At 70.1% G+C, this 14,842-nt stretch carries 14 protein-coding genes; 7 read left to right on the forward strand and 7 right to left on the reverse strand.

Annotated elements, in window-relative coordinates:
* Positions 1–327: 327 nt before the first annotated feature.
* Together AAEX60_RS14550 and AAEX60_RS14555 are read right to left on the reverse strand one after the other, a co-directional pair.
* On the reverse strand, positions 328–786 hold the full coding sequence (locus AAEX60_RS14550) for an SRPBCC family protein (RefSeq protein ID WP_342104341.1): 459 nt from the start codon (positions 784–786) through the stop codon (positions 328–330).
* A gap of 191 nt (positions 787–977) precedes the next feature.
* Positions 978–2,087 (reverse strand): hypothetical protein, encoded by a 1,110-nt coding sequence (locus AAEX60_RS14555; RefSeq protein ID WP_342104343.1) that lies wholly within the window; start codon positions 2,085–2,087, stop codon positions 978–980.
* Between the two features lie 178 nt (positions 2,088–2,265).
* Here AAEX60_RS14555 and AAEX60_RS14560 point away from each other — a divergent pair, with 178 nt between their 5' ends.
* The 3 genes from AAEX60_RS14560 (at position 2,266) to AAEX60_RS14570 (ending at position 4,388) form a co-directional block, all read left to right on the forward strand.
* Positions 2,266–2,919, forward strand: a complete 654-nt coding sequence (locus AAEX60_RS14560; protein ID WP_342104345.1) for a response regulator — start codon at positions 2,266–2,268, stop codon at positions 2,917–2,919.
* Between the two features lie 818 nt (positions 2,920–3,737).
* Positions 3,738–3,896: a hypothetical protein gene (locus tag AAEX60_RS14565; protein WP_342104347.1), complete on the forward strand. Its 159-nt coding sequence runs from the start codon at positions 3,738–3,740 to the stop codon at positions 3,894–3,896.
* Positions 3,897–3,974: 78 nt separating this feature from the next.
* A complete protein-coding gene (locus tag AAEX60_RS14570) occupies positions 3,975–4,388 on the forward strand; it encodes an ankyrin repeat domain-containing protein (RefSeq protein WP_342104349.1) in 414 nt (137 codons plus the stop codon).
* 201 nt (positions 4,389–4,589) lie between these two features.
* Here the strand turns inward: AAEX60_RS14570 and bioD are convergent, their stop codons facing one another.
* Both bioD and AAEX60_RS14580 read right to left on the reverse strand, forming a co-directional pair.
* Positions 4,590–5,264, reverse strand: coding sequence for a dethiobiotin synthase (bioD, locus tag AAEX60_RS14575; RefSeq protein WP_342104351.1), 675 nt, complete (start codon positions 5,262–5,264; stop codon positions 4,590–4,592).
* Entirely contained in the window at positions 5,261–6,634 is a 1,374-nt protein-coding gene (locus AAEX60_RS14580; protein WP_342104353.1) for an adenosylmethionine--8-amino-7-oxononanoate transaminase, read from the reverse strand. Before AAEX60_RS14580 ends, bioD begins: the two co-directional genes overlap by 4 nt.
* 120 nt (positions 6,635–6,754) lie before the next feature.
* On the opposite strand from AAEX60_RS14580, the gene AAEX60_RS14585 reads away from it, so the two are divergent.
* Positions 6,755–8,272, forward strand: coding sequence for a peptide MFS transporter (locus AAEX60_RS14585; protein WP_342104354.1), 1,518 nt, complete (start codon positions 6,755–6,757; stop codon positions 8,270–8,272).
* Positions 8,273–8,610: 338 nt separating this feature from the next.
* Here the strand turns inward: AAEX60_RS14585 and AAEX60_RS14590 are convergent, their stop codons facing one another.
* From AAEX60_RS14590 to AAEX60_RS14600, 3 genes are all read right to left on the reverse strand, one after another.
* Positions 8,611–9,492, reverse strand: a complete 882-nt coding sequence (locus AAEX60_RS14590; protein WP_342104355.1) for an oxygenase MpaB family protein — start codon at positions 9,490–9,492, stop codon at positions 8,611–8,613.
* Positions 9,485–10,348, reverse strand: a complete 864-nt coding sequence (locus AAEX60_RS14595) for a hypothetical protein (RefSeq protein WP_342104357.1) — start codon at positions 10,346–10,348, stop codon at positions 9,485–9,487. The genes AAEX60_RS14590 and AAEX60_RS14595 overlap by 8 nt, the downstream gene beginning before the upstream one ends.
* A 344-nt stretch (positions 10,349–10,692) precedes the next feature.
* Entirely contained in the window at positions 10,693–11,280 is a 588-nt protein-coding gene (locus AAEX60_RS14600; protein ID WP_342104471.1) for a MarC family protein, read from the reverse strand.
* Positions 11,281–11,507: 227 nt separating this feature from the next.
* On the opposite strand from AAEX60_RS14600, the gene AAEX60_RS14605 reads away from it, so the two are divergent.
* The 3 genes from AAEX60_RS14605 (at position 11,508) to AAEX60_RS14615 (ending at position 14,740) form a co-directional block, all read left to right on the forward strand.
* Positions 11,508–12,311 (forward strand): helix-turn-helix transcriptional regulator, encoded by an 804-nt coding sequence (locus AAEX60_RS14605; RefSeq protein ID WP_342104359.1) that lies wholly within the window; start codon positions 11,508–11,510, stop codon positions 12,309–12,311.
* A complete protein-coding gene (locus AAEX60_RS14610) occupies positions 12,308–13,696 on the forward strand; it encodes an extracellular solute-binding protein (RefSeq protein ID WP_342104361.1) in 1,389 nt (462 codons plus the stop codon). Before AAEX60_RS14605 ends, AAEX60_RS14610 begins: the two co-directional genes overlap by 4 nt.
* A 117-nt stretch (positions 13,697–13,813) precedes the next feature.
* On the forward strand, positions 13,814–14,740 hold the full coding sequence (locus tag AAEX60_RS14615) for a universal stress protein (RefSeq protein WP_342104363.1): 927 nt from the start codon (positions 13,814–13,816) through the stop codon (positions 14,738–14,740).
* Positions 14,741–14,842 lie beyond the last annotated feature (102 nt).

The following is a 14,842-nucleotide window of genomic DNA, read 5'->3' on the forward strand; positions in this document are numbered from 1 at the left end:
CCCGCCGCCGCTGTGATGTCCTGTTCGCCATGCTCAAGAACCGGGAGCCCTACCGGGCACCCGCCCCGGCACCGGAACCCCCACTCATGCCCCTCGCCGCTTGACGAGGAACATAGGGACACCCCCCGGGAACCCACCCTGGGAGCCCCACTGCCCCGGGTAGCCCAGTGCCCCCCCGGGAACCAACCCTGGGAGCCCACTGCGCAGCACTTGATTGTCGGGGCAGCCGTTCTAGCAGCTGCACCGAGCAACAACGGCTGCGCAGTGAACCCAGCCAGCAACACCAGGACCGCATCCCGCGCCCTGGCCCCCAGTCCAACCCGGAGCTCAGCGCTCGAAGAGTGAGGCCAGCCGGGCCAGGGTCTTGCGCATGTTGCTCTCGGTGGCCGGCGCCACAAACCGGCTCAGCAGAGCGGCGGGCCGGGCATGGGTGAGGTCGAAGGTCTCCTTGACCAGGGTGCTGCCGTCGCCCCGGCCCTCCAGCTCATAACGCCAGATCTGGCCGCCGAAGATCCGCTTGTCACCGCGGAAGAGGCCGGTCTGCCAGGCGATCCGTCGGCCCTCCTCGAACTCCACCACCCGGTTGCTGGAGGTGTAGTTGACCTTGTTGGACATGCCCATCCCGAAGTCGTCGCCCAGCGCCAGCCGCTCCGGGCCGGTGACTGCGGTCCGGACCGTGTCGCTGCCGTCGAACTCGCAGTGCCGGGCCGGGTGCACCAGCAGATCGAAGACCACCTCGGGCCGGGCATTGACGACGCGCTGGACGGTGTGGATGAGCTTGGGCATGACTACTCCTGTCAAGACGGTTGACCCCAGCCTAGGCAAGCATTGACCAATGTGGTTCCGAGCGAGCCTGTGTTGGACCAACGACGCGTGTCGGACCCATGAGTTGGTGCTTCGCGGACCTGTGCCCGCACTGGACGTACTGCGCACGATCTGGCATCAGCAGATCCTAGGCCCGATCCGGTGAACCCTGGTCAGGAGTCGGACTGTTCCCGCCCCAGCAGCATCGCCTGCACCGCCTCCAGGGATGCCTTCTCCTGGCGCGCCTCGTGCAGCTCCGCCTCGGTCTGCTGGGCCCGGCGCTGGGCCATCTCGTGCTCCTGCCGCGCCGTGTCCCGGCGCTGCTGCGCCTGCCGCGAGGCCTGTGCCGCGGCGTCGCGCTCCGCCTGGGCGACGGCCAACTCCGCGGCCAGTTGCTCCACCCGTCGGCCCACGCTGGTGGCCGCCTCCGCCGCAGCGGCGGCCTCCCGCTCCGTCTCCGCGAGACGCTGGGCCAGGGCCGCTTCCCGCTCCCGTTCGGCGCGCAGCGTCGCGGCGACGTCCTCCACGCCGGCCTCCACCGACGCCATCGCCAGGCTCTCCACCTCGGACTCCGGGCTCTCCTCCGGGCTGACGGGCAAGGGGGGCGCCGGACTGGGCGCGTGCCGTCGACGCGCCTCGGCCAGACTGATCACCGGCGCCAGCCGACCCGCCGTCGTCGCGGCGGCGCGCTGGTCGCCTGCCTCACTGCCGGGATCGACGGCACCCGGCTGACCTGCCGTAGAAAGCGGAATCTGCGGGCGCCCCAGCTCCTGCGGAGCCAGCCCCAGCGCCGCGGCCTCGAACAGCTCCAGCGGGAAGTCGGCAGCCGTGGCCGGGGTCTTCACCAGACAGCCCTTGAGGATCTCGGCGGCCGCCTGCGGATGTGCCAGGCCCGCCTGCAGGCACAACTCCACATCGTCCAGGGTCTTGTTCGACGGTTCATAGCCCTCCGCCATGGCCAGGGAGAGCACCTTGACCATCAGCATCGCGATCTGGCGACGGCGGCGTCCGTTCACCGCCTGGATCTCCTGCGGGGTGCCGGCCAGGTGGAGGGCGGCCAGCACGGCCCCCAGCTCGAAGACGTCGGTCAGCTCCTTGCGGGCGGAGCGGGCCAGCAGGTTGACCAGCCAGGCGGCCCGGGTGGGGCGCCGCAGGGCATCGATCTGGCGGGCCAACTCCCGGTCTCCCTCCGCCCGCGCCTGGCGCGCGAGCGTGGTCCGCGTCGCGACGAAACGCGATGGGTCACCCGAGTACAGCCGGTCCAGCACCCTTGCCATGTCCACGCCCTCAGCCTATGCCGCAGCCGCCCGCGCCCGCCCGAGTGCTCCTCGCACCATGGACTTTTGGATTCGTCAAGTCCCAAGTATTGGTTAACTGACCAAGACCTGCGAGAATGATGGTGTTTTTGGGTTGCCTGGCCGCCCGAATGGCCCCCAGACCCTTCACCCCACGAGGATTTCCATGAATGAAGACGGACCCCTGCGGCTGGCCGCGCTTGATGACCACCCGGTGGTCCTGGCGGGGCTGCAGGCGATCGAACAGGCCAGTTCCGGGGAACTGAAGCTGGTGCACTCGGTCACCGAGCCAGAGGACCTGTACCGTCTGGTCGCCTTGGAACCCGTTGACGTGGCGTTGGTTGACCTGCAGCTCAAGGACGGGCTGAAAGGTCCGGAGGTGGTGGCCACGCTGGATTCGATGGGCATCCCCAGCGTGGTCTACACCGCCGAGTTGCGGCCACTGCCGATCCGACGCGCGATGGCCGCCGGCGCCCTGGGCCTGGCACTGAAGAATGATCCGCTGGACGGCCTGATCCGTACTATCCAGGGTGCCGCCGCGCACGAGTTCGCGGTGAGCAGCCAGCTGGCCGACGTGTTGATCAAGGACCCGACGCTCACCCCCCGGCTGGCCCCGCGGGAGATCGAGGCGCTGGAGCTGCTGCACCAAGGGATCCCGCGCAAGTCGGTGGGCCGCCTGATGAGCCCGCCGGCCTCGGATTCCACCGTCGACACCTATCTGCGACGGGTCTCCGGCAAGTACCGGATGCTGGGGCGGACCGTGAATGGCGTGCCGGATGCCCTCAGCCACGCGGAGCGCGACGGCTACTTCGAGGTCTGAGAGTCTCCCGGGCCGCGTCACTTCCCGGCAGGCAAGCCGGATACGGGCCGTCCTCGCGGGGCAGTTCAGGACCGACGCGGCATGGTGTTCGGCGACTCCCCCGAGTCGCCCACGAAGGCCGACCGCGTAGACTACCCTGACCGGCGATCGACCTGTGTGCAATGAACGTCGGCGCTCATGGTGAGGTTCTCACGTCACGGGCGAACTCCCCCGAATTCCACCGTGACCACCCCCGAAGGGTCCCTCACCTGCGCCCCAGACCGCGTCGGCCTGCGGTCGAGGTTAGCGGCCGAACAAATCCACGAAATGTCCCCTGAATCAGGGACATGCTCTGCAGTTGAGAATTTTGGCGTTCAATGAATCGCCCGCGCCAACCCGCTCTTGACCAACAAAGAGGGCCCTGACTACGGGCATCATGGCGACGTCGTAATGCGCTCGCGACGGGCGTACGCCAGCCAGCCCAAGCCGTTCCACGATGCGAAACATCGGGACGAAAATTGGAAGCTTCAATACTCCTCCACCCAGACCCAGCCATCCACTCCGAGCACCCCGGACGGCGATTCCACTGACGAGCCGGACAGTGATTTCCGATCGGCGGGCCAGGCAACTGAAGAAGCACTGGACGTACCAGCGCCTCACGATCGGCGAAGCCCCTCACCAGAGCCAGTTCCATGCTCAGGTCGCGACGACGGGCGCCGTGTGTCACAATGCCTCCCTTTTCGTGGGGTGTAGAATCTTCAACGAAACACCCCAGCGTCGAGGATGCTCCGCTGGAGTGCTCCTTGACCAGAACCACAAGGAGCTCAGCCATCGCAATCGTGACCCCTCTGAACAACCCGCAGATCCGCAATGCACTGCTCGTCCGCCCGCGCGAGATCAAGCGCCCCACGGTGCGCACCAGCCCCGTCCAGCCGCTGCGCCGCACTCCCACGCTCGCCAAGAGCGTCACCAGCCTGGCCCGCAAGATCGCCGGCTGACCAACCGGCCGCCGCTCCACCCGCACGCCCCCGAGGCCGCCGGGGTGGAGCGCCAGGGTGGCCGGGTAGCGTTGGCCCATGGCCGACGACCACGCCCTGACCGACGAGCAGCTCGACCTGCTCAACGACTGCTTTGACCTGGCCCGCCGCGGCGATGAAGCCCGGCTGCTGCCCCTGATCGACGCCGGAATCCCGGTGAACCTGACCGACCACAAGGGTGACTGCCTGCTGGCACTGGCCGCCTACCACCAGCACGCCACCCTGGTCCAGGCGCTACTGGACCGCGGAGCCGACCCCGACCGGATCAATGAGCGCGGCCAGACCGCACTGGCCTGTGCGCTGTTCGTGCAGGATGCGGCCTCGGTGCGGGCGCTGCTGAGCGCCGGCGCCGACCCCGCCGTCGGCCACATGCACGCGTGGCAGATCGTCGACTTCTTCAATCTGGATGCGATGCGGGAGCTCCTCCCGCCCAAGCCACAGCCCAGCCTCTGAACCGACAGCGCCTCCCCTCGGGCTGGCGCGGCAAGGAGGCATGCCACCGACACCGGCAACGCCGTTGCCGCTCGGGTTTCGTCTTCCCGCGTCGGATGGATCCATCGCGGGAAGACGAAACCCGAGCGGCGAAACGGGAGGGCAGGGTCCAACCGTCCCGACCGATCACGGCGTGGCGGGCGCGACGGGCGTGGCCGGGGGTCAGGCGGGCGGGGCCGCAATCCCGGGAGACAGACACCCCCGGGCCATCGCGGCAAACTCTTCGCGAGCCAGGCCACCGGCACCCTCGGGCAGCGAACCCCACAGCGGAACCCCCGTGATGTCGGGCAGCTCGGCGAGGTTCAGCCGCGTGGCCAGGTCCGGCTCCGACGGCAGTGAGCCGCCCACCACCCCGAGCACGTCCAGACCCCGACGCCGGGCCGCCTCGACGGTCAACTCCGCCAGGTTCAACGAACCGAGCCCCGTGGAGGTGACCAGCACCAGCGGTGCGCCCAGCTCCCGCGCCAGGTCGGCGAGGGTCCAGTCGTCGGCAATCCGCACCAGCAGCCCACCGGCGCCCTCCACCAGCACCGCCCGCCCCGGGGCGTCCAGCCCGCGCAGCCACCGGACCACGTCGGCCAGCACGGGTTGCGCCATCCCGGCCCGCCGGGCCGAGAGATTGGGGGCCAGCGGCTCCGGATAGCGGTGCCGATCGATCGCGGTCAGGCCGGTGAGCCGGGTCACGGTGGGCGCGTCGCCGTGACCGTCGGGTTCGCCGGTCTGCACCGGCTTGACCGGCAGCACCTCCCAGCCCGCCGCCTCCAGCACGACGGCCAGCGCCGCGGTGGCGATGGTCTTGCCGACGTCGGTATTGGTGCCAGTGATGACGAGGATCATGCAAGAACTCCTTCTGGGATGGGTGGACGGGCGCTCTCTCCGCCGCTGACAGACCGAACCGGTCGAGCGGCCAGGCTGGCCTGGACGGCGGCCCGGACACCCCGGGTGATCTGGGCCACCTCCGCGGTGGTGCAGGTGAAGGGCGGCATGCAGTAGACCAGCCGGCCGAAGGGGCGCAGCCACACTCCCTCGGCCACGGCGGCATCGGTGGCCGGCTGCATGGCGCAGTCCTCGGCCAGCTCCACGACGCCGATCGCCCCCAGCACCCGGACGTCGGCCACCCCGTCGAGCCCGGCCAGGGGCTGCAGCCCATCCCGGAGTTCCGTCTCGATCCGCGGCACGGTGTGACGCCACCCGCCCTCCCTGACCAGCTGGAGCGAGGCCCGCGCCACCGCGCAGGCCAGCGGATTGGCCATGAAGGTGGGGCCATGCATCAGCGCCCCACCACCGGCCGGCGTGCCGATCACCGCGGCCACTCGATCGGTGGTCAGGGTGGCGGCCAAGGTCATGAAGCCCCCAGTCAGAGCCTTCCCCACGCACAGGATGTCTGGCGTGACCCCGGCGGCAGAGGTGACGAACAGCTCGCCGGTGCGGCCGAAGCCGGTGGCAATCTCGTCGGCAATCATCACCAGGCCATGGCGGTCACAGATCCGGCGCACGCCGGCCACCAGTTCGGCGTCGTGGAAGCGCATTCCGCCGGCGCCCTGCACCCCGGGTTCGATGATGATCCCGGCGATCTGCGGCCCCACCAGGGATTCCAGCTGCTCCAGGTAGGCCCGACGGGTGCTGTCGTCGGAGCCGCGAACGGGCGGCGGCGGCGCGAAGACCTGCTCGGCCAGGGTTCCGGCCCACAGGGAGTGCATCCCGCCGTCAGGGTCACAGACGCTCATCGCCGCGAAGGTGTCGCCGTGGTAGCCGGAGCGCCAGGTCAGCAGCCGACGTCGCTCGGGGTGACCCAGCCCGCGCTGGTACTGCAGAGCCATCTTGATGGCCACCTCGACGCTGATCGAGCCGGAGTCGGAGAAGAAGACTCTGGTCAGCGGCTCGTCGGTGAGCGCCACCAGTTCCCGCGCCAGCTCGACGGCCGGCTCGTGGGTCAGGCCACCGAACATGACGTGACTCATCCGGCCGATCTGCTGGGTGGCGGCCGCCACCAGCCGCGGGTGGGAGTGACCATGACAGGCGGCCCACCAGGAGCTCATGGCGTCGATCAGGCCCCGGCCGTCGACGGTGTGCAGCCACACCCCATTGGCCGCTGCGATCGGCAGCGGATCCATTCCGGCCGGTGACGGGCTGTACGGGTGCCACACGTGCTCCCGGTCCAGCCCCACCAGACGCTGCGCCTCCGCCACTGCGGCCATGGCCCCCATGTCCCGCTCCCCTCATTTCCGTCGTCACAATCAGGGCCATCCGACCAGCCCGATTGAACAGTGTTCAATACCACGCGCGAAAAGCCTCCGCGACGCCAATGCTTCGGGCACCATGTGCCCATGAGCTCAATTGAACACCGTTCAAGTGCGAACGGGGAGTCCGGGTCCCATCCGCTTGCCATGCCCGCCGCCGTCGGCGTGGAGATGTGGGAGCGGTTCAGCTTCTACGGCATGCAGGCGATCATGGCCTATTACCTGTACCACCAGGCCAGCGACGGCGGCCTGGGCATCGATCGCGGGCAGGCCACCGCCCTGATGGGCGCCTATGGCGCCGCGGTCTACCTGTGCACCCTGGCCGGCGGCTGGCTGGCCGATCGGCTGCTCGGCGCCGAGCGCACCCTGTTCACCGGGGCGCTCACCCTGGTGGCCGGGCACCTGGCGCTGAGCCTGCTGCCCGGCGGATGGGGCGTGGCCGTCGGGTTGAGTCTGGTGGCCATCGGATCCGGCTCCCTGAAGACGGCCGCCATCACGGTGCTGGGCCACGCCTACGGCGAGCAGGCCCGGCGTGACGCGGGCTTCCAGCTGTTCTACCTGGGCATCAATGTGGGTGCCCTGTTCGGCCCGCTGCTGACCGGTTGGCTCTCCGCCCGCTATGGCTTCCCGGTGGGCTTCGGGGCCGCGGCCGCACTGATGATCGTCGGTCTGGTCGACTACTGGGCCCTGCGAAGTCGCTACTTGGCGCAGCTGGGCAATCAGGCGGCCAACGCCCTGCAACAGCCGGGCAACCCCCTGCCGCCGAGCCGGGCCGTTGCACCCATCGGCGGGGCGCTGCTGGGCTGCGCCGGAATCGCGTCGCTGGTGATCAGTGGCCGGATGGCCCTGGCCAGCCTGGCCACCCTGCTGTTGCTGGCCACCCTGGCCGCCGCCGTCGGCTTGTTCGGCCAGATGCTCGGCTCGCACCTGGTCAGCCACGACGAGCGGCGTCGCGTGATCGCCTTCATCCCGCTGTTCGTCGCCTCCAGCGCCTTCTGGTCAGTGCTGAACCAGACCTATGGCGTGTTCGCGGTCTATTCCGACGTTCGGCTGGACCGCCATCTGGGCTCCTTCGAGATGCCCGCCGCCTGGACGCAGTCCTTCAACCCGGCCTACATCCTGCTGCTCAGCCTCCCGATGGCGCTGCTGTGGGCCAAGCTGGGGTCGCGCGGCCCCAGCTCCGCCACCAAGATGAGCCTGGGCGTGGTGATCTCCGGCTTCGGGATGCTGGTGCTGCTGCCGTTCGCCGGCCAGGGCGCCGCCTCGACGCCGGTGCTCGCGCTGGCCCTGGCGGTGCTGGTCATCACCCTCGGGGAACTGCTGGTGGGCCCGGTGGGGATGTCCGCGACGACGGCGCACGCCCCGGCCGCCTTCCGCACCCGCTTCTCCGCGCTCTACTTCCTCTCCATGGCACTGGGCACGTCGCTGGCCGGCGTGCTCAGCCGCTGGTACAACCCGGACAACGCGACGGCCGAGCACCGCTACTTCCTGGCCTGCGGGCTGGGCGCCATCGCCATCGGGCTGGCCACGCTGTATCTCTCCCGGGAGCGCGGCACCAGGCCGGCCCCGGCCACCCCCTCGGCCGACCTGGTGGAGGTGGGCTGAGCCCGACGAGCGCATCCCCGGCCCCTCGACAAGCTCGGGGAACGTGGTGGGACAAGCGGGGAGGCACGTCGTCGGGTCCGGAGCCTGGCAGCGCGATTCCGCGAGGAGACGCGAGCGAGCGAGCATCGACGAGACGCAGCGCCAGAGGCTGCCGGCCCGACGACGAACCGACCGGGCAACAGCACCCGAGGCCTCGACAGGCTCGGGAATCGTAATGCTCGGCGATCGTGCTGTGTGGATGGTACCCACCGCAGTCGGTGGGTACCATCCACACTTCTTTTTCCAACCTGGCCACCATGCCCGGGTCCCCCTCCACAGGCCCGGGGATCGTGGCTGGGTCAGCTGCCCTTCATCGGGCGGTTGTGCTCACCGTCGGGGTTGACCAGAGCCCAGCCCACCAGCCGGGTGGCGCCAGCTCCCAACAGGGCCTGGCGGCGCACCGTCGCGGCGCCGGTGGGCAGCTGGAGCATCTGGCGGGCCCAGCCGGGCAACAGCGCCTTGCCCCCGGCAATCACCATCCGGTAGCCGGGTTTGGCCACCAGCGGCAGCGGCGCCCGGTGGGTGAGGTAGTCCACCACCTCCAGCGCATCCGGGGTGCAGGCCAGGTCCGGCCGGTAGGCCGCCAGCTGGGCCTCCAGCTCGGCGACGGTCAGGGGCAGGCCGGTGGCCCCAAGCCGTTCGCCACCCTGGGCGGCCTGGGCGACGTACTGGTCGGCCTCCGTATTGGTCAGCGTGCCTCGCCCCCAGCGGCGGTAGGCGGTCAGGAAGCTCCAGGTCTCGGCATCGTGCACCCAGCGCAGCAGCTCGGGATCCCCAGCCCAGTAGGAATTTCCCCGCTCGTCGGTGCCCCGGACGTGCTCATGCACCGCTCGTACCAGGGCGAACTGCCGCTCGGCCGCCGGGATGGGCGCGTAGGTGGTGACGGCAATGTGGTTGCTGATCCGTTGCAGCCGGCCCCACGGGTCGGACTGGTAGTTGTCGTGCTGGGCGACGGCGGCCATGGGCCCCGGATGCAGCGATTGCAGGAACAGGGCGCACACCCCGCCGGCATACATCGCCGGGTCCTGGTTGACCCGCCAGATCACGTCGTCCGGGCTGAACCACCGCTCCCCCTCGACACCCCAGATCTGCCAGGCCCGCTCGGCGGCATCGGGGCCAGCCACCTTGTCCCGCAGGAATTGCGCCAGCCGGGCACGTGCCCCCGGCATGAGTTCAGACATCGGCCACCACACCTTCCCGCGCCCTGCGGCGCTCATCCAGAACCGCCCCGGCCAGGACGGCCAGCACCACCACCGTCGTGACTCCCATCAACCACAGGGAAAGCACCACCGCGGCACCGATCGGCCCGTAGTAGCCCACCTGCTCGACGATCTGACCCGGCACCAGCCAGGCCGACGCCAGCGTCGCACCCGCCATCCCCAAGCCGCTCATGACCGAGCCGGGGGCCAGCCGCCGCCAGGAGATGGCGCCGCCCAGCAGGAGGTGTTGCGTCCACCAGTAGAAGACCAACGCGGCCAGGCCCTCCACCAGGGCGGCGAAGAACCAGGAGGTGGGTGGGCCGCCCAGCCAGCGGTGCATGTAGCGTCCGGTGACCATCGCGACGGCCAGGCAGGGAACGGCCGCCAGTACCCAGATGCCCTGCCGCACCCACCGGCCGCGCCGATCCTGCTGCACGCCCCAGACCGCCTCCAGCATGTCCTGCGTCGTGGCTGCCAGGCCCATCAGGAAGATCGTCCCCCAGGCCAGTTCCAGCAGCAGCGCGCCCACGCTGGTGTGTTCTCGGGTCAGGAACAGACTCATCAGGGCCTGGCGGCTGGGCTCGTCCAGTTGCAGCAGGTCGGAGACCAGCCCCACCACTCCCCCGGCGTGGAAGCGACGCAGCAGGGCCGAGACGGCCAGCAGCAGCGGGACCGTGCACATCACCTGCTGGGCGGCCAGGGCCAGGGTGTGGGTTGCCAGCCCGATCTCGTCGGAGCGACGCGCGGCGTCGGCCACCCAGGTGCGCCGACCACGGCCGGCCAGCCGCTCGCCGGCACGGCGGAATCGGCTCCTGGGCTGGGGCGGGCGGGTGTTCACGCCTCAAGTGTGGCCCACACTGAGTGGCGAGAGGGTTCCGGCTCCCCCGAGGGGCTCCCGTCCCAACCGGCCAACCCTCCCCGGGCTGGGCAGCCCTCCCGGATGTGCTGCCATCCGCAGACACCTCCGGCGTGCGCGCTCGTCCGGGTTGCGGTGTGGGTGACACCTACCCGGTTGGGATCATCCCCTGATCCACGTCCGTTCCGCCCGGCCCCATTCCCACCCAGACCGAGCTGCACCGACGCGCTGCTGCCGCGATCATTCTGCACCCGTCGCCCCTAGTCCGACGCATGCTGGCGGGTGTTTCTCAGATTCCCGACAGTTTTTTGGGCAGTTGTCCAGAATCAGCCGAGTTCGAAGAACTCCCGGATGCCGGTGAAGATCATCTGGGTACTGATCAAGACCAGGATCATCCCCATCAGGCGCTCCAGGGCCAGCAGCACCCGCTCACCCAGGATGCGCTCCAGATAGCCCGACAGGAACAGGATCACCGAGGACATCCCCCAGGCGGCCAGCACGGCGCCCAACCAGGTCATCCACCGGCTGGGCTCCTGACTCATCAGCAGCACCTCGGTGGCCAGCAGACTGGGCCCGGCGGTGTACGGGACGGCCAGCGGCACGATGAATGGCTCCTGGGCCAGGCTCACCTCCTCCAGCGTGGTCTCCGGCGTCGGAAAGACCATCCGCACCGCAATCAGCATCAGGATGATCCCACCGGCCGCGGTGAGCGCCTCCTTGGAGACCTGGAGCAGGGTCAGCAGCCCCTGGCCGGCAAAGAGGAAGGCGACCATGATGGCCAGCGCAATCAGCAGCTCGCGGGCAATCACCCACTGGCGGCGCTCCGGTGCCACCTTCTTCAACGACGTCATGAAGAAGGGGATGTTGCCCAGCGGGTCCATCACCAGGAAGAGCAGCGTGATTGCCTGCATCATGCTCACGGCCGACACCTCCACACAATCTACGGACGACGGGTTGGATTAACGCCAAATCAGGGGCACAACAGCAGACAGCCGAAAAATCGTAGCCCATCCGCGGCTCGGAAGGCTCATCCCCGACCCTACGGGCAGGGCCGGCCCGCGGCCGCATCGGGACCGTGAATTGCGCAAACCGCCCCGGGGCTTGACCGCGTCGTCGACGCGAACCGTGCCACGATGGAGCGGTGGAGGGTTTCGGACAGGCACTGCGTCGTCAGCGGCAGGCTGCCGGAATGCGCCAGCAGGACTTGGTGGATGCCCTGGACCGGGTGATCGCCCGCTCCACCCTGGCGAATGTGGAGGTGGGCCGCGAGAATCCCTCGGCCCGCTTCTGGCGCGCCATCCAGACCCACCTGCCGGACTGGGTCGCGCCCCTGGAACCGTGGTTCGCGGCGGTGCACAGCCCCGACGGGGAGCCGCCCTTCGAGCTCTCCGGCAACTACGAGATCCTCAAGGCCACCTATGCCTACACCTTCCGGGACCATCGCGCCCCGGAGGAGATGATCCAGGTGCGCCATGTGCGCTCACTGAGCGACGGCAACAATGGCTACGGCCTGCAGCTGGGCAATGCCTCGGGCAATTTCGACCTGGACAGTGAGGCACTGTGGGGCGGCTGGATCCAGCAGCGCCAGCGTCACCAGGAGGACGGGATCAACACCCTGCTGACCCGCTTCCACTTCGACCGGGTGCTGCGCCAGGGCGAGGAGCACGAGTTCGCGATCCGCAGTTGGGTCCGGGAGGACGATCCGGAGACGGCCGCGACGGTGCGCTTCACCCGCCCCACCCGGGAGGTCTACCTCTCCCTCAACTTCCTGGGCCCGCACCCGAAACAGGCGTGGACCTTTACCAAGGAGCACCGGGAGGACCCCACCCCCGAGGCCCCGGCCCGGCCGAGCGACCTCCTGCACCCCACGCCCACGGGCACCTTTGCCATGCGGATCCAGGACCCGGAACTGGGCCGGGACTTCGGGATTGCCTGGCGATGGTGACCCGTCGAGACCTGCTGCGCTGCGCCGGTCTGGCCACGGTGGGCGGTGCGCTGGCCGGCTGCTCGCCAGAACCGTCGCCGACGCCCGGCCCCTCCCCCAGCGCCAGCCCGGAGCCCAGCGCCAGCGCCGCCAGCCGCAGCCCCCAAGGGGTGCCCAGCGGTGCCGACGTCGAATTCTGGGCCGACGACAGCCGCTACCCCACCGCCTGGGCGGACGAGCTGGCCCGGCTGGCCGCCCAGCAGCCCACCCCCCTGCGGGTGCAGACCAATGCCACCAGCGAGCTGGCTGCCACCCTGCGCGGCCGGTTCACGCGGGAGGCCCCCGCCCTGGTGCTCAACGGCGGCTCCGACGAGTTGGGGGTGGGGGAGCTCTCGGACGACCTGAGCGACCTGGGGGCGGTGGCCGCGGCTCCCGCCAGCGGCGACGGCACGGCTGCCCTGCAGACCCGGCTGCGTCCGGGCACCCTGGCCGCCGGCACCACCGCCGGCAAGATCCGGGCCATCCCCTATGTCTACACGGTGCACGGGCTGTGGTACTCCGCAGCACTCTTCCGCGAACAGGACTGGCAGCCGCCCACCAGCTGGCCGTCGGTGATGGCGCTGGGCAAGCAGGCCAAGGCCGAGGACAAGTACCTCTTCTGCTGGGGCCGCGACGGCGCCACCGCCTACCTGCGGATGGCGCTGGCCATGGCCACCAAGCAGGGGGGCCTGGGCGTGCTGCGCGCCCTCGACTCGCTGGAGGCCAAGGCCTGGAGCCAGCCGGAGGTGCAGCAGGCCCTGACCGCCGTGCACGACGCCGTGCGGGCCGGCTACGTGAAACCCGGCGGTTCCCAGCGGTCCTGGCGCAGTGCGATGGCGGCCTGGGCCAGTGACCGCACCGCGCTGCTGGTGCCGTGCGGCTCCTGGATGCCCGCGCAGCTCGCGCCCGGCGCTGGCTTCGAGCTCAGCCTGGTCCCCGATCCGACGCTGGGCAGTCAGGCCAAACTCCCCGCCACGGCCCTGCACGCCGGGCCGGAGGAAGACCTGCTGGTGCCGCGTGCGGCAAAGAACCCGGAAGCCGGCCAGGCCCTGCTCCGGGTGGCGCTGGGACGCGCCGCGGCCACCGCCTTCGCCGAGGCCAACCACGTGATCCCCACCCGCACCGACGCCCTCCCGGCCCGCCCGGAACGGGTGCTGGCCCGCCAACTGGAGCTGGTCAAGGCCGCCGGCGAGCACGTGTTCAGTTGGCGCTTCATCCGGCAGCACGGCACCAACCATGACCACCAGGCCCTGTGGAACACCTTCCTGGAGGGTGACCTGGACGTGGCGACGCTGACCCGGGAGTCCCAGCGGATCTCCGACCTGGTGGCCGCCGATCCGACCCAGGCCCGCTATCCGGTCTCCTGAGCCCGTCGGGCCGCGAGAAGCTCCCGCCCGAACGACGCATTCGCCTACGGACTAGGTAGAATGGCAGGTGAGGGCGAGGCCCCGAGCACGCCCCACCGACGCAAAGGAGCGTGCGCCATGAGCGCTGTTGACTACACCGGCCAGATCGTGGTGGGGGTCGACGGGTCCGGCCAGTCGGCCGTCGCCACCGAATGGGCAGCCCAACGCGCCGAGCAACTGGGGCTGGGCCTGACCATGGTGCTGGCCACCCCGCCGCTGCAGATTCCCACCTCCCGCGGCCGGATGATGCGGCAGAGCGCCAACCACTTCGGTGAGCGGATCATCACCGCCGCGCGGGAACGGCTGGACGTCGCCGCCAGCGAGGCCAGCGCCGCCCATCCGGAACTGCAGATCACTGCCCAGCTGCTGGAGGATTCGGAGCCGGCCCTGGCGATGGTGCAGGCCAGCAGCACCGCCGCGCTGACGGTGGTCGGCACCCGTGGGCTGGGAGCGATCAAGGCGATGGCGCTGGGCTCGGTCTCCCGCCACCTGATCACCCACGGGCACGGGCCCATCGTCGTGGTCCCGGAGACCGGCACGGCCCGGGACGAGCGAGCCGTCGGGACGGTGGCGGTCGGCGTCGACGACGCCAGCCACTCCACCGCCACCCTGCATGCCGCCATCGAGGAGGCCGAGCGGCTGGGCGGGCGGCTGTTGGCGATCCACTCCTGGGAGTACAGCCCCAGCGTGGTGGAGGGCATGCCCGCCATGGACACCGAACTGTTCGAGACGGTGCAGCACACCTACGAGGAGGATCTGGCCGCCCTGGTTCGGGAGCAGGTGGGCGATCACCCGTCCTTCGACGTGGAGGTCCGGGTCACCCTGGGCAATGCCGGGGAGGTGCTGGTCAATGCCTCGCACGAGGCGGAGCTGTTGGTGGTTGGCTCCCGCGGCCGCAGCGGGCTGGGCGGGCTCCTGCTCGGCTCGACGGCAGCCCACGTGGCCCGGGCGTCGATCTGCCCGGTGCTGGTGATCCCGGCGCAGAAGCTGCTGGCCCACCAGTAGGCGGTCGGCTGGCGGAATGTGAGCCTGCCGAAGGAGGCCTGACGGGCTCGGCCGCCGTGATGGAAGGAAGCCTCGACCGGCTCCGTCGCCGTGATGGAAGGA

The sequence above is a fragment of the Luteococcus sp. H101 genome, assembly GCF_038433155.1.
In the GTDB taxonomy this organism is placed as follows: Bacteria; Actinomycetota; Actinomycetes; order Propionibacteriales; family Propionibacteriaceae; genus Luteococcus.